This window comes from Planococcus versutus (assembly GCF_001186155.3).
GTDB classification, from domain to species: domain Bacteria; phylum Bacillota; class Bacilli; order Bacillales_A; family Planococcaceae; genus Planococcus; species Planococcus versutus.
Map to the genome: position 1 here is coordinate 2682761 of NZ_CP016540.2, position 23948 is coordinate 2706708.

The window sequence follows — 23948 nt, forward strand, 5'->3', positions numbered from 1 at the left end:
AGCAAGCGCTAGTTTTTTCGTTTCCATCTTATTTTTCCGTTTTCTTGCTACGTCCGCCATTCTTAAAAACTTTTGCACTACGCACATACTCATTATCTGGAACATTCGCACGCGAATTAACTACTCGTGAAGCCGCAAATAAATAATCGGACAGGCGGTTTAAATAACGTTGAACAACTTGTGGGAACTCTTCGCCTGACTTCATCAACGTAACGGTTTGTCTTTCAGCACGGCGCGTAATCGTACGCGCTATGTGAAGTGTCGCAGCTGCTGGTGTTCCTCCTGGCAAAATAAAACGTTCAAGTAATGGAGGTTCTTCCATCAATTCGTCGATGCGCTTTTCTAAAACCTCTACTGGCTCTTCTGTCATTTTAAAATTTGGTTCTTTTCGTACATCTGCTAAATCTCCACCGCAATCAAATAATTCATTTTGAATTGCTTCTAAGTCTTCTAGTAAATCCGCATATTTTTCTGGAGCTAATTCCGTCATTGCTTTGCCGATAAACGAATTGACTTCATCGATTGTGCCGTATGCTTCTACGCGTGGCGCGTCTTTGTCTGCACGTGCTCCGATTAAACTTGTTTGACCTTTATCCCCTGTTTTTGTGTAAATTTTCATCTTGATCCGCTCCTTTGATTGTTTGTGGAATACCGTACCAAATGCGTGTAACTTGTTTTGCTTCGTTAAATAAAAACTGATATAACCGGCCAATGACGTCGCGCATTTCGCGCTCGATCCGTTCAGTTGGCACGATGCCACGATTCAAATCGGTTAAAATCCAAATTTGTTGCACTTGTCTGTTGTGCAGTATTTTTTTTACTTGTTCTATTATTTGTTGTTCCGACCATTCTTGTTCGAGTTGTTTTTTCACCCAATGTTCGAGTCCAGCAATAACTGCGATCGAACCACTAGGCAATGCTTGTGGCAAAACGCCTTCATGCCAGCAAGCCTCTTTGTTGTGTAGTTGATCTTTTACATAATGTCGTTTGCCGTTAAAGGCTCCACCGAAAACGATGTGCATAATGTTCGCTCCTCAAACGCTTGTCGACTTTGCCACGTTAACCGATGACAGCCGCCGTGTAGCGCAACTTGATCTTGAAAATTTTCTCCTAATGCCTTTGCTAGTAAATAGCGAATCGGTCCTCCGTGAAGAACTAACGTAACTTCATTGCCACTCGGCAATTTGCGCATGGCTTGTTCAACACGTTCGGCCATGTCTTTTAAACTTTCACCATCAGGCGGAGTAATGTTCCATGGGTCTTTTATCCAGTCGCGATACAGTTGATTGTCTTTTAGTTCTTGATAGGTTTTCATTTCCCATTGACCGAAATGACATTCTCGCAAGTTTCGGTTGGCACGGTACACAGCATTCGGAAACAACATGGCAGCCGTTTCTCGACAACGCCTTAAATCGCTGCCCATGACGCTTTGCAATTGTAAATCAGCTTTAGCATCAAATGGCAAGATCGATTCATCAGTCCAACCAATATACCGTTTTTGTTCATTGCCTCGCGTAGGCGCGTGACGAATTAAAGAAAGAACAAAAGGCTCATCCATAATAAAATTTCGACTCCTTCCACATAAGCACCAAACAAATCACCGGTTACACCGCCAAAATTGCGCAAACACCAAGCCCGATAACGCCATGAAAATAGCACTAACATAACAAAGAATACGAACGCGGTCCAAAAAGTGGTCATTATGCTCAATGTCCCTAAGCTAATAATGACTGTTAGAATCGCTACAAGTCGCAATTTTTTATGGCTAGCTCGCTGTTGAAAAAAAGCGGCTATGCCATCTGGCTTTGCTGAATGTGTGGAACTAAATAATGCCAGCAAGCCAATTCTCGAAAGGACAGGGATTAATACAAGCCATACGAGCGATAACCCATTTATTGATTCTGCTACTAGTATAATTTTACCAACAATCGCAAGCAATAACACCATCGTACCAAAAGCACCAATTTGCGGATCTCCCATAATTGCCAAGCGTTTTTCACGATCTTGGTAAGAAAAGTAGGCATCTCCTGCGTCTGCTAAGCCATCCATATGCAATCCACCAGTCAGTACCATGCCAACCAAAACGACCATAAAGCCAATTAATAAAAAACTGACATCTGTTGCATCACGCAAAATCCATACAGTACTTGCTAAAATACAGCCAACTAATAGTCCTAGTACAGGTAACATCGCATACATTGCTGTGATATGGACTTTTTCCATCGGCAATTGTTTTTTGACAGGAATCACTGAAAAAAATTGAAGCGCCAATAAAAATCCTGTTGCTACTTGCCGGATCATTGAAACGCCTCCATTATTTCTGTTGTTTTTTGCCAGTCTAAATGATTTTTTACATGCGTTGCCCAGCGATCAATTGGATCGGTTGTTGTTTCAACTGCTGGCAATGGTAAGTTTTTCTGTTTACGAATAGATGACAAAAATGCAGTCCGGCAAGATCGATCTCGGAAAAATCCATGTAAATGCGTTCCAATGAGACGGTTGTGAAAATACCCTTCAGTTGATTCTTCGGAATCTATCAAGGGATAGTTTATACCTGTTACTCGGCCATGGTGAATTTCATAGCCGCTCACTGCAATATCATCCTCCCTAAATCTCACCATTCCTTGTTGCCGTCGAACTATTTTTTCTTCTACAAAATCAACATGCATTTTCGAAACTAAACCAAATCCAGCTTCGGACTCTACACTAACCCCGTCGTGCCCTTGAGGATCTGATAAAGTTTCTGCAAACATTTGAAAGCCGCCACATAAACCCACAATCCACGTGTCTTTTTGTAACGATTTTAACTTTTCTCCAAGTTGTTGCTGTTTCCAATACCGTAAATCAGCGATAGTACTTTTTGTACCTGGTAACACTAAAATGTCAGGATGTCCGATATCATCAACCGTTTCTGCCCAGCGAACCGAAACATCCGCTTCTGTTAAGAATGGTTCAATATCTGTAAAGTTTGATAAATAAGGATGTTTGCAAACAACCAAGTCGATTGCATTTTCAACAAGAGAAAGTTGACGCACCGCTCTAACGCCAAGTGAATCCTCTTGTTCAATTTCGTGATGATCCAAGTATGGTATGACACCAAGCACTGGAATACCGGTATACGATTCTAAAAAACGCACGCCGTCTTCAAAAAGCTTAACGTCTCCTCTGAATTTGTTGATGATTAGGCCTTTTACTCGTTCTTTTTCTGGTATCAACGCCAGTGTCCCAACAATCGATGCAAATACACCGCCACGCTCGATGTCCGCCACAAGAATTACTGGAACGTCTGCTCGTTTGGCAACCGTCATATTCACTAGCTCACGGTCGTTCAAATTCATTTCGGTTGGACTGCCTGCACCTTCAATGACGATATGAGTAAAATTTTTTGCTAAATTGGCTAATGCATGATCGATTGCTTGAAGGCCTTTTTTGTAAAATCGAGCGCGGTAGTCCATGCCATCCATGGTTTCGATTTTTTTACCAAACAAAATCACTTGTGATTTCATACCACTCTCGGGTTTCAACAAGATCGGGTTCATGTCGACAGTTGCTATAGTGCGAGCTGCTTCTGCTTGGACACCTTGAGAGCGACCAATTTCCTCACCCCAAACTGTCACATACGAATTATTAGACATATTTTGTGATTTAAAAGGAGCGACTTTGATTTTTTGATCAGAAAGTATACGGCACAAAGCGGCACAAATCATACTTTTCCCAACGTCTGAAGCAGTTCCTTGAATCATTATTCCGCGCATTTTTTCACTTCCTTTTAAATGCCAACCCATTTTCCATTTCGATAGCTTGATCGGCTTGTTGCACGAGCCAAATATGAATGCGTCCAAGCCAAGCTTGATAATGCTCATCACGCACAAAGTCATCTAGCACTTCATTTGAAACAATGGTCAATAAATCTACAGTGCCTAGCATTTTGATAAGGGTTTCTTGCAATTTGGTCCACTTGGCTTCCATGCAGCCTTCAATTTCAGAACACATTTTGCCTGTTTCCCATCCTTCGTATAATTCATTAGCTAGCCAAGTTGTTACACAATCCCACAACACTAAGTCACGCGGTTGCAATATTTTTGTCACGTTCTCCAGCTCATATGCTTGTTCGATTGTCAGCCAATTATCTTCGAGCCGATCTAAACGATGACGTTCGATGCGTTCTTTCATTTCCTCATCGTTTACTTGGCCGCTAGCTAAATAAATTTTGCGAGCATTGCTAAAATTACGGACAATCGATTCTGCATAAGCACTTTTTCCACTGCGAACTCCTCCGCTGATGAAAACTAGTTGACCTCGAGCCATTCGGCAATCGCCTCCCGCAGTTTTTCCATGTTCTCAGCTGACTTCATCCCAATTCGAAACCACTTTCCATCCATGCCACGGAACGTTTCCGTATGACGCAACACAATCCCCGCCTTCAAAAGATCTGTTAAAAATAAGTTACCATTTTTTGATACGGGTAGTTGAAATGATAGGAAATTTACTGCCGAATTTGTTGTCTTGCAGCCATATGATGTTAAAAATTGTTGCATTTTCATACGTTCTATTGTTGCAGCTGCAATTACGTTATGACGATAATCCGTTTGCTTTAAACAATCCGCGCCAATTGCAGCCGACAGCGCATTGACGTTCCAATGGGCTGCACCTTGTTTTAACTGTTGAATCGTTTTTTCTTGACTGACAACATAACCAAGACGCAATCCCGGAATAGCATACATTTTGGTCATTGAACGCACAATAATAGTGTTGGGGAAGTCGTTCAAAAACGGCAAAAACGATGCTTTTTCACCAATAAAATCGATAAATGCTTCGTCTACTATTAGTTCACACTCTTGTGTTAAACACAGTTTCGCAATAGACTGCAGTACATTCATATTCACCAACACACCTGTTGGGTTGTGCGGATTGCATATGTAAATCGCCGCACAGTCTTGAATGGTATTTGCAACATGTTCTTCTGTTAATACCCAATCGTTTGCTGCATGCAATTGAATTTCTTCTATTTGAACATTTTCTGCTTCTAGCGTTTGACGGTATTCAGAAAATGCCGGTTCAATTAGTACGACTTTTTGGTTTCGATACCTCCTAGCCAACCAAGTAAACACTTCAGCAGCACCGTTTGCTGTAGCTACTTGCGCTACTTTCACACCGTGAAATTCAGCGGCAGCGGTACGAAACGGTTCACCGTCTGGGTCAGGATAAGAACCAATTAATGGCAACATTTCTGACCATTTTTTCGAAAGAAATGTTGGTGGACCGAATGGATGAACATTTTCACTAAAATCTATCACTTGTTGTGGTGGAGTGATTCCCAGTTGTTTATATAAACGCAATGGATTGGCTCCGTGATTAGGCAATTCCAAGCAAAATTCCCCCTAAAGCAAATAAGAGAAAAAATCCAATTGTCACTATTTGCATATGTTTGACAGTTTCTTTAATATGACGTGCTTCTAATTGATAAACTGGTGTCCCCATAAACGCACGATGCGACTCAACACCTTGGTAACGATTCACCCCACCTAATCTAACGCCTAATTGCACAGCCGTTGCTGCTTCTAGCCAGCCACTATTCGGACTTGGGTGTTTTGGTGCATCTTGTAGCCAAGTTTTAAGACGCTGACTAAAGGATAGGTTTTGGTGATTTTTTGTCACGAAGATTAGTAAACAACCGGTTATCCGACTGGGAATAAAATTCAAGATATCGTCTGCTTTTGCTGAAGCAAATCCAAACTTCTTGAACTCCTTAGTTTTGTAACCGACCATAGAATCGAGTGTGTTGACAGCTTTGTATAACCACAAACCTGGTGCACCTAGTAAAAATGCCCAAAACAACGGTGCTGTCACTCCATCACTGGTATTTTCAGATACTGTTTCCACTACGCCACGCGTAATTTCACTTTCATCCAAATTTTCTGTATCTCTTCCGACAATCCACGATAATTTTTCACGTGCCCGTTCGAAATCGTTGGTTACTAGCGGGTCATAAACATCCATCGCTGCGTCTTTCAAGCTTTTTTGTGCAAGTCCTGAAGCAATTAGCAACGCTTCTACAGCAATACCGATTATCGGGTTGATGGAATAAGCTAAAAAGACAATGCCGTAAACTAGTATAAAAACTACCGTCACTATTGTGCCAAGAAGTACAAATCCATTTTGAAAAGTGTTAGTTCCGCGATTCCAGCGATTGGTTAATTTTTTTATGGCGGTACCGATCCAGCGCACTGGATGCGGCCAATTGGGTGGGTCGCCTACAATGCGGTCGATGATTACTCCTAAAGCAATGGCTACAATATGCGCCATCATAAATTTTTCGCTTTCGCTAATTCGTATAAATCGAGCGCTTTAATGGTACATTCAAAAACACCCACGCCAATTAATTTCCCAAGTTCTGTAATTGGACCTGCATATGGCAAACTCTCACCTTGTTGCGTGGCTGCAACTAAGCAGCTATCCGTAGAAGTACCTGTTGCAATTGTCCCCGTTAAAGGATCTCGAACTTCTCGAACTTGAAGTGCTTTTGTTTTGGCTTCAGTTGCTGTGATCATCGCTTGAATAAATGCTTCATTTGATAATACCCCGTTAACCAAAATCCACGTATTAATTGTACCGACACGCACTGAACGTTCTACCGCTTTTGAAACGTCCACTCCGTTACCAACTCCTGCTGTTACGGCAATAACAACCGATCCAAAAAGACTTTCGTACTCTTTGACGATAGCATCTTGTGTTTGAACAGCTGTCATCATCCCTACCGTATCCGTCGTTTTTAAACCACTTTTTTCAATAAAATCAGTCATTTCCTGGACACTGTCGTCCACATTATAGGACGCATCTACATGACGATTCATGAAATTACGAAACCACCCTGAACCTGCATTCACAACAGCGGAAGAAACTGTTTTTAATGGTGTTGCGCTCCGATATAACACCATTCCGTTAGAAATTTCAAAGTCTTCTGCACAAATTTGGTGAGTTGCTATTTTATTTTTAACGCCTGGCAATAACGTAATTTGTGGCTTTGGTAATTCCGGATGGGGATGATTGCTAATTCGGGTTTTGTAGACACTTTTTATGTCTTTTTCTCGGACAACTTCATGCGGTTCGCCAATTCGGACTACAGATCCTTTGTCTAAGAGCAACAATTGATCACAATACATAGACGCCAAATTAATATCGTGAAAAATCGAAACAATGGTTAACTCTTTTTCTATAGCTTGTTTTTTTATTGTATCGAGCAATTCTTTCTGATGGTTGATGTCCAAATGGTTGGTTGGTTCATCTAACAATAAAATTCCTGCGTCTTGCGCTAATGCTTGTGCTACAAAAACACGCTGTTGCTCGCCACCGGACATCTGGTCAATTTGCGTTTTTTCGTAATGGCGAATATCCATTAAGCTCATGGCCTCTAAAACAGCACGTTCATCTTCTGCTGACCATGAAGAAAACCAGCCTTCTTGATGTGGATAACGGCCAAGTGACACGGTTTCCCGAACGGTATGAGCAAAAGAATGCGTATGAAGTTGTGGCAATACCGCCATTTTCCGTGCCAGTTGTTTTGGCGGAAAAGTCGAAATCGAACTACCTTCGATCTGAACTTCACCACTTTCCGCTGGCAATACGCCACTGATTAGCTTCATTAGCGTGGACTTCCCACTACCGTTCGGTCCTAAAATTCCGAGTATAGAGCCCTTATTCACTGTAAATGATACATCTTTAACGATTTTTTTATCGCCATAGCCACCTGTTAATCCAATTACGTTAAGCATACTCAAGCCACTCCTTTGCGCTGACGGAAAAAGATAAAGGCAAATACTGGTGCTCCAATAAACGCAGTAATAACGCCAATGGGTAGTTCTGTTGGTGAAATGATAGTTCTCGACACTAAATCACAGACGATTAACAATGCCGCTCCGTTAATAAAAGACAAAGGTAACACATGACGATGATCTGATCCCCACAATAAACGAGTCATATGAGGCACAACTAATCCAACAAAGCCGATAGTTCCAGACACCGAAACTGCCGCTCCTGTTAAAACCGATCCGCCAATTAATACCGTTAGTTTACTTTTCTTCACATCTACACCAAGATGCTGCGCACGTTCTTCGCCAAACAACATCGCATTTAATTCACGACGCTTAAGCCATAAGATGAACGAACCAATTAGCACAAATGGCAACGCCATCCGGACATAAGGCCAACCGCGCATTGACACGCTGCCAAGTAACCAGCCAATAATTTGGCGCAACTCTTCACCCGTTAAGGCAATCATCAAGGAAATAATAGAACCCAGAAACGAACTAAAAATAATTCCTGTCAAAATGACCGTTTCCATTTTCATCGAACGATCCACTAATTTTGCGAAGCTCATTACTGCAAACATAGTGAGTAATGCGCCCATCATGCTCATCACGGGTAGTGTAAACGGTCCTAAATATGGGATGGAAATACCAAAAAAAAGCGTCATCACAGCGCCAACGGAGGCACCGGAAGACACTCCCAAGGTGTAAGGATCGGCCAATGGATTTTTTAAAAGCCCTTGGAATGCAGCACCAGCAATTGCCAGTGCTGCTCCAACAAGTCCCGCCAAAATTACACGCGGCATACGGATATTCCATAAAATATTGGCTGCCGCTTCATCGGAGGCAGGATTCCACAACACGGATGGTGATATCGATACCGTTCCAACCGTTACTCCTAATAAAATTGTTGCTACTAAAGTTAGTAGAGAAACCCCGTAAGCTATAACGTTTTTACTCATTGAAAACATCAGGGTAAACTGCCTGCGCCATTTCCATCAATCCGGCTGTTAATCGTGGACCTGAACGAGTGAGCATGTCCGAGTCTAGACTATAGATAGCGTCTTCTTTCACAGCTGTTACTTCTGCAAAGCCGCCACGTGTTTTAATTTGACCCACTGCATCTTCAACATACCCGCCTTCAGTCGTGATGATCACGTCTGGATTAGCTGCAACGATTGCTTCTGGGTCCATGCTGATCCAGCCTTCCAAATCGCCAGCTACGTTTTTAGCATTGATTATTGATAGCATTTCATCCATGAATGTGCCGCTTCCTGTCGTGAAGATGTCCGGCTGACTGCCGACTTCCAAAAAGACAGTTTTTGGTTCTTCAATCGTTGCTGCTAGTTTTTCAATTTCAGCTACTTGTACTTCCATTTCGGATACAATTTTTTCTGCTTCTTCCATTGCACCTGTCGCTTGTGCGATAGTTGAAATGGAATCATATACTTCATCAAAGCTCTCTGCGTTTTGAACAACAAACACTTCAAGACCTGCATCACGCAATTGTTGCAACCCAGCATCGCCCACACCCAGTCCTGATTCATGTGCGAGTACTAAGTCTGGTTGAAGACTAATAATTTTTTCCACATTAAATTCTTGCCCACCAATTTTTTCAACGTCTGCTGTTGCTTCTGGATAATTATCAAAATCCGAGACCCCTACAATTTTCTCATCTAATCCAAGTTCGTAAGCAATTTCTGTATTCGACGGAATCATTGAAACGATTGCTTCAGGTTCTTCTTCAATGACAATTTCATCGCCAACGGCGTCTACCAATGTTACTGGAAATTCAACTTCTGCTACTTCTGTCGGTGGTTCTGCTGGTGTTTCAATATCTTTTTCAGGTGTTGTTGTCTCCCCGCACCCTGCCAGTATAATGGCTGCTACTCCTGCTGTTGCGCCAAACTTCCAAAACTTTTTCATACATATAATCCCCTTTAGTTGTCATTTTTATGCACTAACAAATGCGTTCAATTGTTCCTGTCATCAGAATAAGAAAAATCCCCCGCAACATTCTGCGAGAGATTAAAAGGACGCCATAAAAAAGCATGCGCATCCAGCCTTTCCTCGCAGGCATATGGGTTTGTTGTCATAAAGGCAGGTCTCCTGGCTTGTGATCACGGGTTTTTTGCACCTTCCCAAAGCGTTGCTTCAGTGGCATGTTGCAAATTCCTCTCACATACAGTGGCGGGACCGCGCCGGAATGGAACCGGCTTCCCTTTTAACTCATGTTCTTAGACATAAGCACCTTTATGAATCGCTATTAAGTTTTGTTTCTGGGTTTCATTATACACGCAAATGATCGGTTTTCGCTTACATTTTTTCAGGAGCTTTGACGCCCACTGTTTTTAATGCATTGGCTAAAGTTGTTTTTACAGCTGTGATTAACGCTAAACGCGCACTTGTCATTTCCACATTTGTCGCATCCAATACTTTATTGGCGTTATAGAAGCTGTGGAAATGGGACGCCAATTCATGAATGTACGTCGTAATACGGTGAGGTGCACGCTGTTTAGCAGCATCTGCAATCACTTGCGGAAAATCACCGATTTTCTTCAAGACATCAATTTCTTTTTCCGAAGTCAATAAATTCAAGTGCTCTTCTGATGCCAACAAGCCTTGTTCTTCTGCTTGACGTAAAATCGAACTAATACGAGCATGCGCATATTGGGAGTAATACACCGGATTTTCGTTTGACTGTGAAACAGCCAAGTCCAAATCAAAATCCATATGGGAATCCCCTGAACGCATTGCGAAGAAATAACGCACAGCATCCAAGCCAACTAATTCTACTAGCTCACGCATGGTTACAGCTTTACCGGTACGTTTACTCATTTTCATTTTTTCGCCGTCTTTGTACAATTGCACCATTTGAATAACGCTCACTTCAAGCGTATCACGGTCATAGCCAAGCGCTTCTATTGCTGCTTTCATGCGCGGAATATACCCGTGATGATCAGCTCCCCATACATTGATTAGCTTATTGAATCCACGCTGCAACTTATCTTCATGGTACGCAATATCCGGCATTAAATACGTATACGTACCGTCGTTTTTAATTAATACACGGTCTTTGTCGTCACCGAATGTTGTTGAGCGGAACCAAGTTGCACCTTCTTCTTCGAATACGTGACCATTTGCGCGCAATTTAGCCAATGCTTCGTCAATTTTGCCATTTTTGTAAAGAGCTGATTCTGGATACCACTCGTCAAATTCAACACGAAAATCAGCTAAATCTTGTTGCAATTTAGCAAGCTCTACTTTTAAGCCATGTTGACGGAACGCTTCAAAACGCGCTTCGTGTGTCATGTCGCTAAATTTGTCACCATGCTCTTGCACTAATGCTTGCGCGATGTCTTTAATGTCTTGTCCGCGATAGCCATTTTCTGGCATGCTGTCGCCTTTACCCAGTGCTTCAAAATAACGTGCTTCAATCGACAACGCCAAATTATTGATTTGATTGCCAGCATCATTGATGTAATATTCACGTGATACATTATATCCTGCAAAATCCAATACGTTGCATAAAGAATCACCGACTGAAGATCCACGAGCATGACCTAGGTGTAAGTCGCCAGTGGGATTAGCCGATACGAACTCTACTTGAATGCGTTCGCCGGCGCCAGCAGTGGAACGGCCATATTCAGCTTTTTGTTCAAGTACTGTTTTGATGACAGTTTGTAAATAATCTTTTTTGATCGTGATGTTGATAAATCCAGGTCCTGCGATTTCTACCGTCTCAATGTTTGCCATATCTTTATCCAGGTTCGCTACGATAGCTTCTGCGATTGCACGAGGTGCTTTTTTAGCCAACCGCGTTAATTGCATGGCAATATTGGTCGCGTAATCCCCATTTGTTTTGTCTCTAGGTGATTCTAATTGCACTTCCACAGTTTCTGTTGTTAACTCTGCTTTTTCAATTGCTTCTGCAAATGCAGTTTTGATCGAATGTTGTACTTTTTCTACTGCGTTCATCATTTAGCCTCCATAAACTGTATTTCCATTTCGTATTCACCAGCATAATCCGCGCCCAGCGAGAGATCGTATCGGACCATAAATCGCGTATCGCTAACGAACAGCTCGTGCACTTTCGTCGTCAACATAAATGACCCTTGTTCGTTTGTTAGATTGCCCGTTTGTTCTTTATGTAATAAAAAAGGTAGCCGCATCTGCAAGCCCCCACTTCTCATAATCACCGCTTCATCTTCTTGAAGTTTAACCGTCGTTCGAATATGCAGATCATCCTGCTGCTCTGCATATTGAAGATAGCGCAGTTGGTTTTTCTCCGTCAACGTGCCACTAGATTCTAATCTCATCACTTGGTCTTCTGCATCCGGCTGGCGGATCGTCGTCGTCAGTTTTATTATTACTGTCTTTTGCATGTCTTTCCGCTCCCCGTCAACTAATAACCTTCTCATTATAGCCCGATTCACTTGGTTTTTTCAATACGACGTCCATTGTTTGCACCAGTTCTTTTAATCTTTAGGCGGTAAGTTCAAACTTTCCCCCCTTTCATAACAAAACCGACCCCACTATTTTCAGGATCGGCTCGACTTTACTCTATTTTTTATTTTTCTTGAAGACCTAATTTTTTAATTAGCGGTTTGATCGTTAAGCCTTGAATTACTAACGAAAACAAAACAACAGCAAACGTCAGTAACAAGATCGTTTCACGGCCTTCAAAACTTATCGGAAGACTTAAAGCTAGAGCAATTGATAAACTGCCTTTTAATCCACCCCAATTTAGTAAAATCCGTTCTTTGCGATCTAACTCTTTGGCCGGCATCGTACTCAAGAAAAGCGCAATCACTCGTGCACCCAGAACAATCACAATGGCCAATAAAATAATCATCCATTGACCATCAAAATCAATATTGCGTATTTCGAGTCCAATAATTAAAAAGATAAGTGAATTTGCGATTAAAGTGATAACGTCCCAAAACGAATTGATGTTGCTTTTTGTTGTTTCAGACATTCCAATTTTGCCACCGTAATCGTTAAAAACAAAGCCACCTGCGACGACAGCAATGATACCTGATACATGTAGATGTTCAGCGATAAAGTAACTACCAAAAAACAGCAAGGCAGATATGGCGATTTCAAAAGGATAGTCGTCATAAAAACGAATAACTTGTGAAAAAAGAAAGCCGAGAATGACTCCAACTAGAATGCCACCTACTGCAAAACGAAGAAATAATAAAACACCGCTTCCTAAGCCTGCCCACCCCATATCAATATAGGTCAATAAATAAACAGAAGATATTTGAAACAAAACGATGGCGATTCCATCATTAAATAGGGATTCCCCTTCCATAATCGTTGAAATTTTTTCCGAAACGCCTGCTGATTTAAAAATCGACAAAACACTAATAGGGTCAGTAGCACTCATTAACGCGGCAAATGTAAAGGCTACCGCTAGTGGTAACCCAATCAAAAAATGCGTAGCAAATCCGATCAGAATAAACGATAAAAAAGTTCCACCTAAAGCAAGACCGATGACGGTTTCCTTGCGCTTATATAAATGATGAAACGGAAGCTTTAACGTCGCATCTCCAAGCAATATGGGCAAGAATAAAGAAATGATAATCACTTGAAAAACTTCCGACTGGGTAATAAATTCTTCCGCATGGTCAATAAAAGGAAAAGGTAAGCTAGTCGTGCCAAGTAAAAGTCCTACCAAAACTAGCGCGATGGTATCTGGCTGTTTGATCTTTCTCGCGATGCCAACGACTGTTATCGCAATGGCTAATAATACCAGTATTTGGATAAATACCTCATCAAACTCATTCATAAGCCATTTTCCTTTCTGATTGAACGCTTTCTTCATCTATATCTCTTTTTGGAATTCGGTAAACGTAGTATCTAAACATGCCGTGCAAATTCAACAGCTTTGAAATCTAAAGCAGCCAGAAAAGAACGCTACTGGCTGCTTTAGATTGATATTACTTTGTATACGTTGTGACAAAAGAAGGACGTGGGAAGATATTGGGACGTTTGTCGATGCCTTCTGTTGTGCCACGTTTCGCATGTGCCTGTCCATATGCTTGTGACTCTTGCCAATCTTTGAACGATTGCTCGTCTTTCCACAAAGTTAAAATGGTGTATGTATCCGATTGCAACGGACGCAGTACACGGATAGCTGCAAAGCCAGGTTCTTTTTCAACCATGCCTGCTCGATTTTGGAAACGCGATTCGAACAGTTCACGTCCTTCATCTGTTACGGGAATGTTGTTAAAAACCGCGTAGCCACCGTCCTTAATGTGACCCACTGCATTTAACACTTCATACACTTCTGCGTTCTGTAAAATTGTTTCATCCTCTACTTCGTAAAGCACAACTGCTTCTTCTTCATTTTGTAACTGTATCGTGCCCGCGCTTGCTTGGTCTGCCTTCATTTGTGTTGCTTGATCGTGTGGCCCTGTCCATTTATACAATTTCATGCTGCGCACCTCTTCTACTGGATTCTTTTTTTCATTTTACCGTTTTCAAGAGAATTTTTCTAATTTGGGCGCTCGCCACCATAGGAAAACCCGCCTGAAAACATTCCAGACGGGTTTAACTGTGTATATAATTGGCTGGAAAAACGCCGCTTCGCCAGAGCGTCTTACGCCCGTCGAATCTACACGGCCGCTTACGCTTTTCTTATTGGCTAGCTCTAGCGCACAGCTCTTTGGGTCATAAGCCATCTCGGCTGTGCGGCAAAGAACGCCGCTTCGCCGATCCGTCTTATGCCCAGCAGAGCTACATGTGCGCTTTCGCTTTTCTTATTGGCTAGCTCTAGCGGCTAGTCCCTCGGGGTCTTAAGTCAGCCCACTGCGGAAATCAAGATTTCCTGCGTGTTCTGTCTTAAGCCTGTCGGGACTGAACAGCCGCTTGCGCTTTTCTTATTTCACCCAGCCTAAAATCATTTCGCGCATTAATTTGCTTGCTGTGTTCGCTGTTTGGTCGGAATGATCGTAAACGGGTGCTAGTTCTACAAGATCAAAACCAACAACGTTCACGCCCGATGCCGCAATAGCGTGGATGGATGCAAGTAATTCACGAGACGTGATACCGCCTGCGTCAACTGTTCCGGTACCTGGTGCGTGTGCAGGGTCTAATACGTCCATATCAATCGTGACATAAACGTTGCGTCCTTCAAGGGTCGGCAATACTTTTTTTAAAGGCTCAAGTACTTCAAACTTTGAAATGTGCATGCCATTTTCTTTTGCCCACTCGAATTCTTCTTTCATTCCTGAACGAATACCGAATGAATAAACATTTTTCGGTCCGATGTGGTCTGCAATTTTCCGGATTGGTGTTGAATGCGAATATTCTTCACCTTCATAGTTTTCACGAAGGTCGGTATGCGCATCAAAGTGGATGATCGCCAAGTCGTCGTATTTGCTCGCGACTGCTTTCATCACCGGCAAGGACACTAAATGTTCGCCCCCCATCCCCATTGGAATTTTTTCGTCTGCTAAAAGTGTGTGTACATACGTTTCGATTTCCGCTAAGCTTTTTTCCGGATTGCCGAATGGTAACGGAATGTCGCCTGCATCAAAAAACTTAACGTCTCCTAGCTCACGATCAAGGTACGGGCTATATTCTTCTAGTCCAATGGAAACTTCGCGAATTTTGTTCGGACCAAAACGAGAACCTGGACGGTAGCTAACGGTCCAGTCCATCGGCATGCCGTAAAGAACCGCTTTGGATTCTTCGTAATTCGGGTGACTTTTGATAAATACTTTTCCTGAATACGTTTCGTCAAATCTCATGTGTTATTCTCCTGTCAAATCTTTCACGAATTTCGGTAACACAAACGCAGCGTTATGTAACTCTGGCGTGTAGTATTTCGTGTCGATTTCGTGGAACCGTTCTGCTGGTACTTCTAATGGGTTGTACTTTTTCGAGCCGATTGTGAACGCCCATAAACCACTTGGGTATGTCGGGATGTTCGCCAAATACATACTAGTGATTGGGAAAATTTCTTTTACATCACTTTGCACTTGTTTGATCAAATCTGCTTTAAACCATGGGTTGTCTGATTGGGCAACAAAAATTCCGTCTTCTTTTAAGGCTTTTGAAATTCCTGCATAAAAACCTTTAGAGAATAAGTTTACAGCGGGTCCAACAGGCTCTGTTGAATCTACCATGATGACGTCAAATTCGTTGTCTGATTCTGCGATGTGCATAAATCCGTCTCCAACGATCACTTCTACGCGTGAATCTTCCAATCCTGACGCAATTGTCGGTAAGAATTTTTTCGAATACTCAATCACTTTCCCATCAATATCGACAAGCGTCGCTTTTTTAACAGATGGGTGCTTTAAAATCTCACGAATTACGCCGCCATCACCACCGCCAACAACTAACACGTTCTCTGGGTGTGGATGCGTAAACAATGGAACGTGCGCCACCATTTCATGATAAACAAATTCGTCTTTTTCAGAAGTCATAACCATGCCATCTAAAAACAACATATTGCCCCATTCCGCTGTTTCTGCCATTTCCAAGTACTGAAATTCTGTTTGTTCTGTATGAAGGGTTTTATTGATTTTCATCGTAATCCCGAAATTCTCTGTTTGTTTTTCTGTATACCAAAATCCTGCCATCTCACATCAAGCTCCTTTTCAATATGAATAAAATCCACTTAAAAAAGTATAAGTGTTTTCACTAAAAGTGCAATAATTTTTTCTGCCCTTTTCTTTTAATAAAAGTAAAAAGGTTTTCTGCACAGGGAATCTTTTCCCTTCACAGAAAACCTTTTTAAATCCTGACGGTGCAGAGCAAGAGACATGAGGCATTGGGCTTGGGTTTTATCGCAATGGCTCATAGCACTCGCTCGCTATCAGGTGTCCTAGCTTTCTATTGAAAAGCTGTAAGTCTAGTGTACTGCCTTTTATACACAACTTCAACCATCTATTGGAAGCAACTTCAAATGTCACATTCTGTTCATATGGCTATTTTTATTAAATAACCGCATTTATTTATCATTCAGTCAAATCTGTATGCAGTTGTTTTGAGCTATTATTCCACATCTCTGAGTTGTGAGTCTCTAAATACTCAGCTAATAAACGCTTCGATGGCTCGTCCATATGGTCAACGAGAATTTTGCGTTTCATCGACTTGTCCATGCGGTTCACATGATCAGCTAATATCTTATAGCCTCTCCGTTTTTCACGATTGATAACCATTTCACACGCTGCAACGCCTGCATAATAAGGACCTTCTGGATTAAAATCAATTGTAATCCAGACAAGCCAATAATCTTTACCGCCTGCAGAATCTTCCGGGTTTGTAGTAAATTTGATGCCTCGCTCAACTTCGCTACGCGCGTGCATCGCACCAATGTCAATAAACGCTTCTTCTTCTTTTACATCGATAAATAAGGGAGAAACGTTTTCCAACGATAACGACCCGATGCCGTATCCTTTATGACCGCCTGTTGGGTCATTTTTTATAATAGTAAATCCCACTTTTTGTTTTGGTTTTTCTTCGTTCGCCATTGTTTGAATCCTCCGTTCTGCTATGATGATACTATTCTTAAGAAAAGGAGCTGTATCCATTATGCCATACGTCACTGTAAAAATGCTCGAAGGGCGCACAGAAGACCAAAAACGCGCACTTGTTGAAAAAGTATCTGAAGCTGTCTCTGAAACAACAGGCGCGCCAATCGAAAACGTAACCGTCTTTATCGAAGACTTAAAGAAAACCAATTACGGCACAAAAGGCAAACTCTTTAGCGATCAATAATGAAAAGTGAAAGTGCCTGTTCAGCTCCGACAGGCATAAGACAGACCAGCAGTGTGGCGCTTTTTGCCACGCAGCTGGGTTGGCTTATGTCCCGAGGAGCTAGGCACTTGCAACTGGATCTACGAAAAGTGAAAGCAGCCGTTTAGATTTGACGGGCGTAAGACGCTCTGGCGAAGCGGCGTGTTTTCAGCCGCACAGTTAGAGTGGCTTACGACCCAAGAATCTGGCTACTGGAACTGGACAATGAAAAGTGAAAGTGCCTGGTCAGCTCCGACAGACCAGCAGTGTAGCGTTTTTTGCCAAACGGCTGAGTTGACTTATGTCCCGAGGAGCTAGGCACTGGCAACTGGACAACTAGAAAAACGAAAATGGCCATTCTATCAATCACTCGAAAAACTCCCGTAACGGGAGTTTTTTATTGCGACTTTAATTCTTTAATAAAAGCGAAAGATTCTTCAATTTCTACTGCAGTAAAGTTTAGTTTTCCTTTAACTACGTGTAACTTAGCCAGTTGTTCTTGACGATTTAAGTTATCAAAATACAAAAGTGTTGCAGTCAATTCCAAGAATCGACCACTTTTAGAATTTAATTTTCCAGCAGTTAAAGGATTTTCTAAAATGGATTTGCCCAAAACTTTACGGAACTCTTGACCTTCTGTCGTTACGTCATACTTATATTGAACGTAAGACCCCTTGTCTTCTAAGGCCTCAGATAAAAACCCCATATCGCATAACTCTTCTACACGAGCAGTTAATTCTTCTGAATATGGTCCATAAATATGAAACTCATACTTTTCTTGAAATGGAATATCTAGTTTTTTCATTATGTAAATCATTTTTTGCAGCTTTTTCCGGCCAGTCACACCTTCAGCTGTGGCAATAAAGTCTACGATTTTTGCGTGTTCTTGGAGCAACTATACCCCTCCTTCTCGAAGCATTTCCAAAATTTTATGCTTGATGGCTGTTTTCTTGCCATCAATTAATAACTCTGCTGGAAAATACAATTTGTAATCGGTTCTGCGTTTGCCTGAAATGGCGTCTACGATTTGGGACAAACGAGACAGTTCTTTAATATCGCCATTGGGCATTAATAAATGAATTGGCAGCCGTTCTTCTTCTTCACCGGGACGGTAAAAATCATATGGTAAGTCAGACGTTGAATCGTCAATCAAGTAATATTCTGGATCAATGCCGGCAGAGCGGAACAGCTCAGCTAGTTCACCTAGTTTTTTATAGTCTTTGCCTGGATCGAAATCAACATACTGAAACAAGTGCCGATTGACGAATCGGTCACAAAGATCCGCTAAAATCAAATCTCGCTCGGTCATCCACAATTGGAAATACGTCATCAAAACGCCTTCGTCGAGCGCTAAATATTCTTTCAGCGTAAAGCTTTGATCGAAAAACGATAAAAAATGCGTGGGCGGCTGTTCAAACTTATAGCCCCTTTCACTCAGTTCTTTTGCACGTTGCAAAATTTTACGCAAAATGACTTCTGCGCTCCGGGCAACTGGATGAAAATACACTTGCCAATACATTTGGTAACGACTCATGATGTAATCTTCAACCGCATGCATCCCGCTAGATTTGATTACGACTTGATCATCTAATGGACGCATGACACGAAGAATTCGCTCCATATCAAAATGGCCATAAGAAACTCCTGTATAATAGGCATCTCGTTGGAGATAGTCCATGCGATCTGCATCAATTTGACTTGAAATCAACGATACCACTTGTTTGTTTGAATACGTTTTAGCAATTACTTCTGCTACTTTCATCGGAAAGTTTTCTGATACTTTGAGGAGAATTTTATTGACCTCGGTGTCTCCTAACAAAATTTTACGCGTGAATTCTTCGTGATCGAGCGCAAATACTTTTTCAAATGAATGTGAAAACGGGCCATGTCCTAAATCATGAAGAAGAGCTGCACATAATACGACAAGACGTTCCCCTTCATCCCATTCTGGACGCCCATGAAAAATATCATCTGATATTCTACGGACAATTTCGTAAACGCCAAGCGAGTGATTAAAGCGGCTATGTTCTGCACCGTGAAATACTAAATAAGAGGTGCCCAATTGCTTAATTCTGCGCAAACGCTGAACTTCACGCGAGTTGACAAGATCCCAAATTACTTGGTCACGCACGTGAATATACCGGTGAACAGGATCTTTAAAGACTTTTTCTTCAGCTAGTTTTTGTGTTGCGTAGCTCACTTGTGCACCTCCATTTTTTCATGTAACAGTTATTCTACACTAGCGTTACTCTTCTATTCAAGAGGATGTTCGAGCATTTTTTGATTGCGTTCGACAACTCGATTTAAATAAAACGCGTATAAATCGGTTTCGTCTGGTTGCAACGGCATGGGTGCTGGTGCGCCCATTAAAGCATGAAGATCTAGAACCACTTCTTGAACTGTCATTTGTCTTTCTAATAGTTCACTAAGCGATGCCATCGTCTCGGGTTTTATCTCCGGGTAGGCGAATTTGGTTTTTTCCCCTTGCAGTCCGGCATTGTAAAAATCACGAATGATGTTGGCACGTTCTGAACCGCTGCCTTCAACACATAAATACACTTGCACGGCAATTCCTCGTCGAATGCGTCGTTGTGAAATACCAGCGAATTTCCGGCCGTTAATGCTAAGATCATACGAACCCGGGCAATACGAGCCAACAATTTCGTATGCTTCGATCGTGGCTTCCGGGAAAAGTTCCCGCACTAAATTGAGCATCAAGTCGTAGCCTACTGAAATGTCGATCGCGTTGTCTTTTTCCGATAGTACTAGCGAAATGTTTAAGACACCTGCATCTAAAACAACGGCGAGTCCACCAGAATTTCGCACAATTGGTGTGAAGCCGTGCTCTTTTAACACTTCCATGCCGCGTTCAATATGCGGCAACCGATGATCTTGTATTCCTAACACCACCGTGTCATCATGAACCCACGTTCGAACGATGGGCGCACTTTTTCCTGATCCCACCAATTCGCATAATGTATCGTCCGCTGCAAACGACTCCAGCGCTGAGCGGTGTTTCGCGCTTATTGATTGATCCCAAAAACGCCAAGCGGTTTCTTCAAAAAATAACGGCATGCTCTCTTCTCCTCTTTTTCCAATTCCTTAGTTTTAGTCTACCCTTTATATCGTTTGCTGAAAAGCCATGTCCGCTATGTCAAATTCGTGACAGCCGGTAGTTTTAAAGGAAGTTGCATGCGTGTTGTGCTAAACTGAAAAGTGAGAGATTCATATTAAAAGGAGTGTTTGAATAATGAATGAAGCAGCAATTACTTTAGACGGCTGGTACGTTCTCCATGATTTCCGCTCAATGGATTGGGTAACGTGGAAAATGCTGACGGATGAAGAGCGCCAATTCGCAATCGACGAATTCCAAGCATTTATGAACAAGATTAACCAAGCTGACGAAAATAAAACCGGTGCACATGCCTTGTATTCAATTGTTGGCCAAAAAGCTGATTTGATGCTTATGATGTTACGCGAAACAATGGACGAATTAAATGAGCTTGAAACAGAATACAACAAGCTGACCTTGATTGCTTATACCGTTCCTACGTATTCGTACGTATCTGTTGTAGAGCTTTCCAACTACCTTGCTGGGAAGTCTGATGAAGATCCTTACCAAAATCCGCACATCCGTTCGCGCCTATACCCAGAACTTCAACGTTCGCAGTATATTTGCTTTTATCCAATGGACAAACGTCGCGACGGCGATGATAACTGGTACATGCTGCCAATGGATACGCGTAAAGAATTAATGCTATCTCACGGAAAAATTGGCCGTAGCTACGCTGGCAAAGTAAAACAGATCATTTCTGGTTCTGTCGGCTTTGACGACTACGAATGGGGCGTTACACTGTTCGCAGATGACGTTCTTCAATTCAAAAAATTGATCTACGAAATGCGTTTTGACGAAGTCAGCGCACGTTACGCAGAATTCGGTTCATTCTATGTAGGTACACGCCTAGATGCTGAACGAACTGCTAAAATGTTAGAAGTTTGATTGATCAAAGTCGCCTTTTAGGTGGCTTTTTTGATTGCTATGCATGTATAAAAATCCTTTTTCTGGATATACTGTCGACATTGGATGAAATACTGTCCGATTCACAGCAAATACTGTCTACATTAAGTAGAATACTGTCCAAATTTAAAAAATACTGTCCAAACGATAAAAAGAGGCAATCCGCACACCATGCGGATTGCCTCTTTTCTTCCTGCTTACAATGCTTTTGCAGCAGCGATAATGACCATAACCCAAGCAGCGATAAACGCAACGCCGCCAATTGGTGTAATGGCACCAAGAATGCCAATACCCGTTAAGCTTAGTACGTATAAGCTGCCTGAAAAAATGACGATTCCTGCAAGCATCAAATAACCAGCCCAACTTAATGAACCAAGTGAGCCCAGTAAAGACGAACTCATGAGTACCGCAACAACGATCAAGCCGATTGAATGGAACATTTGATATTGAACAGCCGTTTGCCATGTATCCAAATACTTGTCAGCGACGCGACCTTCTAGGAGGTGCGCTCCAAATGCTCCGAATGCAACAGATAATAAAGCGTTAACTGCTCCGGCAATTAAGAAAAATTTCATAGTCGACTTCCTCTTTCCATTTAAAATTCAAACAGCGAATCGCCATTTGCATCGTCTTCTTTCAGCTTGTTGACGGCAGTTACCGTCTGTGACTGAAGAGAAGAGCGCGGCACGGCACGTGGTGCTGGAATATCGTTCAATGACTGTTCATCTTCTAGTAGCAAATCGCATAATGCACGGATCGCTACAACCGAGTCCCGAGTTTTTGCTGCATCACCGTTTCGAGCGCGCTTGGTGTGCTTGTCGATTTCGTTTAAAATTCGTGTCGTGTCGATGGCCATGCGACAGTCTCCTCTCCGCTTTTTGTTTACTTTCAGTTTAACACGCCTGGCTTCACAAGTTCAGCTTAAACAAAAATCGATCGGCGCTTGCCCGCGGCTTTGTAACAGACTGTTCACTTTTGAATAAGGCTGACTGCCAAAAAATCCACGATGTGCACTAAGTGGACTCGGGTGAGGTGCTTCAAGTACGTCGTGTTTATCTAAATCAATTAAGCGTTTTTTGGTTTGTGCAGGTTTTCCCCATAGGACAAAAACAATCGGCTCGTCGCGTTCAGATAATTTGCGAATCACGGCATCAGTAAACGTTTCCCAGCCTTTGTTGCGGTGCGAATGTGCTTCGCCAGCTCTAACCGTCAAAACGGTATTCATCATCAAAACTCCTTGGTCTGCCCACTTGGTTAACGTACCAGCTGCTGGTGGACTACAACCGATATCTTCTTGTAATTCTTTCAATATATTCCGTAAACTTGGCGGGTGCGGGACACCGGGCAGCACAGAAAAACTAAGTCCGTGCGCTTGGTTGAGACCATGATATGGGTCTTGACCGAGAACAATCACTTGGACATCGCGATATGCGGTATGTTCAAAAGCTGACCACATGTTTTCCATCGCCGGGTAAACCGTGTGCTCAGCATATTCGGTTTTGAGAAACTTGCGTAGTTCTTTGTAATACGGTTTTTCAAACTCTTCGCCGACGACTTGTTGCCAGTCGTTATGGAAAATCCGTTTTTCCACATCGATCACTCCTTAAATTTAACAGTCACGTCGTAATCGACCAATCCAAACATTTCTTGAACCGAACGCGCTGCATTGGTTTCAGCTGTTTTGAGTACGCCTTGACCTTCTGTTTCTTTTAACATCATTTTTTTGGCTTCATCAGCCAATTCATAGGCTTCCGAAATATCGGTACCGCTACGTAACAGTCCGTCATACGAAAAGACTTCGACTTGGTCCATGAACAATTCAGGTCCACCCAAAAATTCAGCCGGTGGCAATGTTAAAGTAGCCGTTTTGGCTTCTTCATCTAACTTGATATCCTCTTTTGACACTTTAGAGAAATCAATACCGGCACGGACTGACCCTGGAATCACTACCAGTAATTGACGTTTCGTTCCTGGCAAATCGAGTCCGATTTCTTTTCCGAAAATAGCATTGTCTTCACGCTCAATAATCACTTTCGAAAACGCTTCTGCCGTTGATAACTCATTGAGATCTTGAATTTGTTCTAAAAAGACACCTTTGCTTTCTGTAAATGTGCTGCCTTGAATCATCCAAAAGGCGCCTAATGGCAGCGCAACAATAACGAGCAACAATATCACAATCAACACAAGGAAAGAATTTCGCCAAACACTCAGCATTACTTTAATGCTTTTCCAGAAGCCAGATTCTTTCGTTTCCCCTTGTTCTTTCATTTCTTCTAATAGCCGCTCTATCTCTGTTAATTTCGGGTCTTTTGCCATGATTCCCCCTACTTTCTTGTATTTTATTCATTCCCACTTCATGGTACGATTGC

The 23948-nt window shown here is 42.2% G+C and carries 27 protein-coding genes and 1 riboswitch; of the genes, 2 read left to right on the plus strand and 25 right to left on the minus strand.

What is annotated here, in order from left to right:
- Positions 1-28: 28 nt before the first annotated feature.
- From I858_RS13495 to I858_RS13580, 18 genes are all read right to left on the minus strand, one after another.
- A complete protein-coding gene (locus tag I858_RS13495; RefSeq protein WP_049692950.1) occupies positions 29-619 on the minus strand; it encodes a cob(I)yrinic acid a,c-diamide adenosyltransferase in 591 nt (196 codons plus the stop codon).
- A complete protein-coding gene (locus I858_RS13500; RefSeq protein WP_049692951.1) occupies positions 591-1022 on the minus strand; it encodes a bifunctional adenosylcobinamide kinase/adenosylcobinamide-phosphate guanylyltransferase in 432 nt (143 codons plus the stop codon). Before I858_RS13500 ends, I858_RS13495 begins: the two co-directional genes overlap by 29 nt.
- Positions 974-1558 carry a histidine phosphatase family protein gene (locus tag I858_RS13505; RefSeq protein ID WP_049692952.1) on the minus strand — a complete coding sequence of 195 codons (585 nt, stop codon included), beginning with the start codon at positions 1556-1558 and terminating at the stop codon, positions 974-976. Before I858_RS13505 ends, I858_RS13500 begins: the two co-directional genes overlap by 49 nt.
- Positions 1531-2301 (minus strand): adenosylcobinamide-GDP ribazoletransferase, encoded by a 771-nt coding sequence (gene cobS, locus I858_RS13510; RefSeq protein WP_049692953.1) that lies wholly within the window; start codon positions 2299-2301, stop codon positions 1531-1533. The genes I858_RS13505 and cobS overlap by 28 nt, the downstream gene beginning before the upstream one ends.
- Complete coding sequence (locus I858_RS13515) at positions 2298-3755, minus strand: cobyric acid synthase (RefSeq protein WP_049692954.1); 1458 nt, start codon at positions 3753-3755, stop codon at positions 2298-2300. The genes cobS and I858_RS13515 overlap by 4 nt, the downstream gene beginning before the upstream one ends.
- A 4-nt stretch (positions 3756-3759) precedes the next feature.
- Positions 3760-4308, minus strand: coding sequence for a bifunctional adenosylcobinamide kinase/adenosylcobinamide-phosphate guanylyltransferase (locus tag I858_RS13520; protein WP_049692955.1), 549 nt, complete (start codon positions 4306-4308; stop codon positions 3760-3762).
- Positions 4290-5369 carry a pyridoxal phosphate-dependent aminotransferase gene (locus I858_RS13525; protein WP_049692956.1) on the minus strand — a complete coding sequence of 360 codons (1080 nt, stop codon included), beginning with the start codon at positions 5367-5369 and terminating at the stop codon, positions 4290-4292. The genes I858_RS13520 and I858_RS13525 overlap by 19 nt, the downstream gene beginning before the upstream one ends.
- A complete protein-coding gene (gene cbiB, locus I858_RS13530; RefSeq protein WP_049692957.1) occupies positions 5356-6309 on the minus strand; it encodes an adenosylcobinamide-phosphate synthase CbiB in 954 nt (317 codons plus the stop codon). Before cbiB ends, I858_RS13525 begins: the two co-directional genes overlap by 14 nt.
- A complete protein-coding gene (locus I858_RS13535; RefSeq protein WP_049692958.1) occupies positions 6306-7772 on the minus strand; it encodes an adenosylcobinamide amidohydrolase in 1467 nt (488 codons plus the stop codon). The genes cbiB and I858_RS13535 overlap by 4 nt, the downstream gene beginning before the upstream one ends.
- Positions 7773-7774: 2 nt before the next feature.
- Complete coding sequence (locus I858_RS13540; RefSeq protein WP_049693174.1) at positions 7775-8767, minus strand: FecCD family ABC transporter permease; 993 nt, start codon at positions 8765-8767, stop codon at positions 7775-7777.
- Entirely contained in the window at positions 8760-9731 is a 972-nt protein-coding gene (locus I858_RS13545; protein WP_049692959.1) for an ABC transporter substrate-binding protein, read from the minus strand. Before I858_RS13545 ends, I858_RS13540 begins: the two co-directional genes overlap by 8 nt.
- Before the next feature lie 156 nt (positions 9732-9887).
- Positions 9888-10075: riboswitch (cobalamin riboswitch) on the minus strand.
- Between the two features lie 46 nt (positions 10076-10121).
- Positions 10122-11783, minus strand: coding sequence for an arginine--tRNA ligase (gene argS, locus I858_RS13550; RefSeq protein ID WP_049692960.1), 1662 nt, complete (start codon positions 11781-11783; stop codon positions 10122-10124).
- Positions 11783-12190 carry a YwiB family protein gene (locus I858_RS13555; protein ID WP_049692961.1) on the minus strand — a complete coding sequence of 136 codons (408 nt, stop codon included), beginning with the start codon at positions 12188-12190 and terminating at the stop codon, positions 11783-11785. The genes argS and I858_RS13555 overlap by 1 nt, the downstream gene beginning before the upstream one ends.
- Positions 12191-12375: 185 nt before the next feature.
- Positions 12376-13599 (minus strand): cation:proton antiporter, encoded by a 1224-nt coding sequence (locus I858_RS13560; RefSeq protein ID WP_049693175.1) that lies wholly within the window; start codon positions 13597-13599, stop codon positions 12376-12378.
- 151 nt (positions 13600-13750) lie between these two features.
- On the minus strand, positions 13751-14248 hold the full coding sequence (locus tag I858_RS13565; RefSeq protein WP_049692962.1) for an antibiotic biosynthesis monooxygenase family protein: 498 nt from the start codon (positions 14246-14248) through the stop codon (positions 13751-13753).
- 444 nt (positions 14249-14692) lie between these two features.
- Positions 14693-15565 carry an agmatinase gene (speB, locus tag I858_RS13570; RefSeq protein ID WP_049692963.1) on the minus strand — a complete coding sequence of 291 codons (873 nt, stop codon included), beginning with the start codon at positions 15563-15565 and terminating at the stop codon, positions 14693-14695.
- A 3-nt stretch (positions 15566-15568) separates the two neighbouring features.
- A complete protein-coding gene (gene speE / locus I858_RS13575; RefSeq protein ID WP_049692964.1) occupies positions 15569-16402 on the minus strand; it encodes a spermidine synthase in 834 nt (277 codons plus the stop codon).
- Positions 16403-16780: 378 nt separating this feature from the next.
- The gene (locus tag I858_RS13580; RefSeq protein WP_049692965.1) at positions 16781-17296 is read right to left on the minus strand and encodes a YwhD family protein; all 516 of its coding nucleotides are present in this window, start codon (positions 17294-17296) and stop codon (positions 16781-16783) included.
- A 61-nt stretch (positions 17297-17357) separates the two neighbouring features.
- Between I858_RS13580 and I858_RS13585 the strand changes: the two genes are divergently transcribed.
- Positions 17358-17543, plus strand: a complete 186-nt coding sequence (locus I858_RS13585) for a 2-hydroxymuconate tautomerase (protein ID WP_049692966.1) — start codon at positions 17358-17360, stop codon at positions 17541-17543.
- Positions 17544-17958: 415 nt separating this feature from the next.
- Here the strand turns inward: I858_RS13585 and I858_RS13590 are convergent, their stop codons facing one another.
- The 3 genes from I858_RS13590 to lipL are packed head-to-tail and all read right to left on the minus strand — an operon-like array spanning position 17959 to position 20636.
- The gene (locus I858_RS13590) at positions 17959-18456 is read right to left on the minus strand and encodes a YwgA family protein (RefSeq protein ID WP_049692967.1); all 498 of its coding nucleotides are present in this window, start codon (positions 18454-18456) and stop codon (positions 17959-17961) included.
- Positions 18457-19761 (minus strand): HD domain-containing protein, encoded by a 1305-nt coding sequence (locus I858_RS13595; protein ID WP_049692968.1) that lies wholly within the window; start codon positions 19759-19761, stop codon positions 18457-18459. It lies immediately after the preceding gene.
- Between the two features lie 53 nt (positions 19762-19814).
- Entirely contained in the window at positions 19815-20636 is an 822-nt protein-coding gene (lipL, locus tag I858_RS13600; RefSeq protein ID WP_049692969.1) for an octanoyl-[GcvH]:protein N-octanoyltransferase, read from the minus strand.
- A gap of 175 nt (positions 20637-20811) precedes the next feature.
- Here lipL and hemQ point away from each other — a divergent pair, with 175 nt between their 5' ends.
- On the plus strand, positions 20812-21561 hold the full coding sequence (gene hemQ / locus I858_RS13605; RefSeq protein WP_049692970.1) for a hydrogen peroxide-dependent heme synthase: 750 nt from the start codon (positions 20812-20814) through the stop codon (positions 21559-21561).
- A 215-nt stretch (positions 21562-21776) separates the two neighbouring features.
- Here hemQ and I858_RS13610 read toward each other — a convergent pair whose 3' ends face one another.
- Genes I858_RS13610 through I858_RS13625 form a run of 4 tightly spaced genes read right to left on the minus strand, consistent with a single transcriptional unit; the run spans position 21777 to position 23895 of the window.
- Positions 21777-22154, minus strand: a complete 378-nt coding sequence (locus tag I858_RS13610) for a DUF423 domain-containing protein (RefSeq protein WP_049692971.1) — start codon at positions 22152-22154, stop codon at positions 21777-21779.
- Between the two features lie 20 nt (positions 22155-22174).
- Positions 22175-22435 carry a YwdI family protein gene (locus I858_RS13615; RefSeq protein WP_049692972.1) on the minus strand — a complete coding sequence of 87 codons (261 nt, stop codon included), beginning with the start codon at positions 22433-22435 and terminating at the stop codon, positions 22175-22177.
- A gap of 60 nt (positions 22436-22495) precedes the next feature.
- Complete coding sequence (locus I858_RS13620) at positions 22496-23170, minus strand: uracil-DNA glycosylase (RefSeq protein WP_049692973.1); 675 nt, start codon at positions 23168-23170, stop codon at positions 22496-22498.
- Positions 23171-23175: 5 nt separating this feature from the next.
- Positions 23176-23895 carry a DUF4230 domain-containing protein gene (locus I858_RS13625; protein ID WP_049692974.1) on the minus strand — a complete coding sequence of 240 codons (720 nt, stop codon included), beginning with the start codon at positions 23893-23895 and terminating at the stop codon, positions 23176-23178.
- Between the last annotated feature and the right edge of the window lie 53 nt (positions 23896-23948).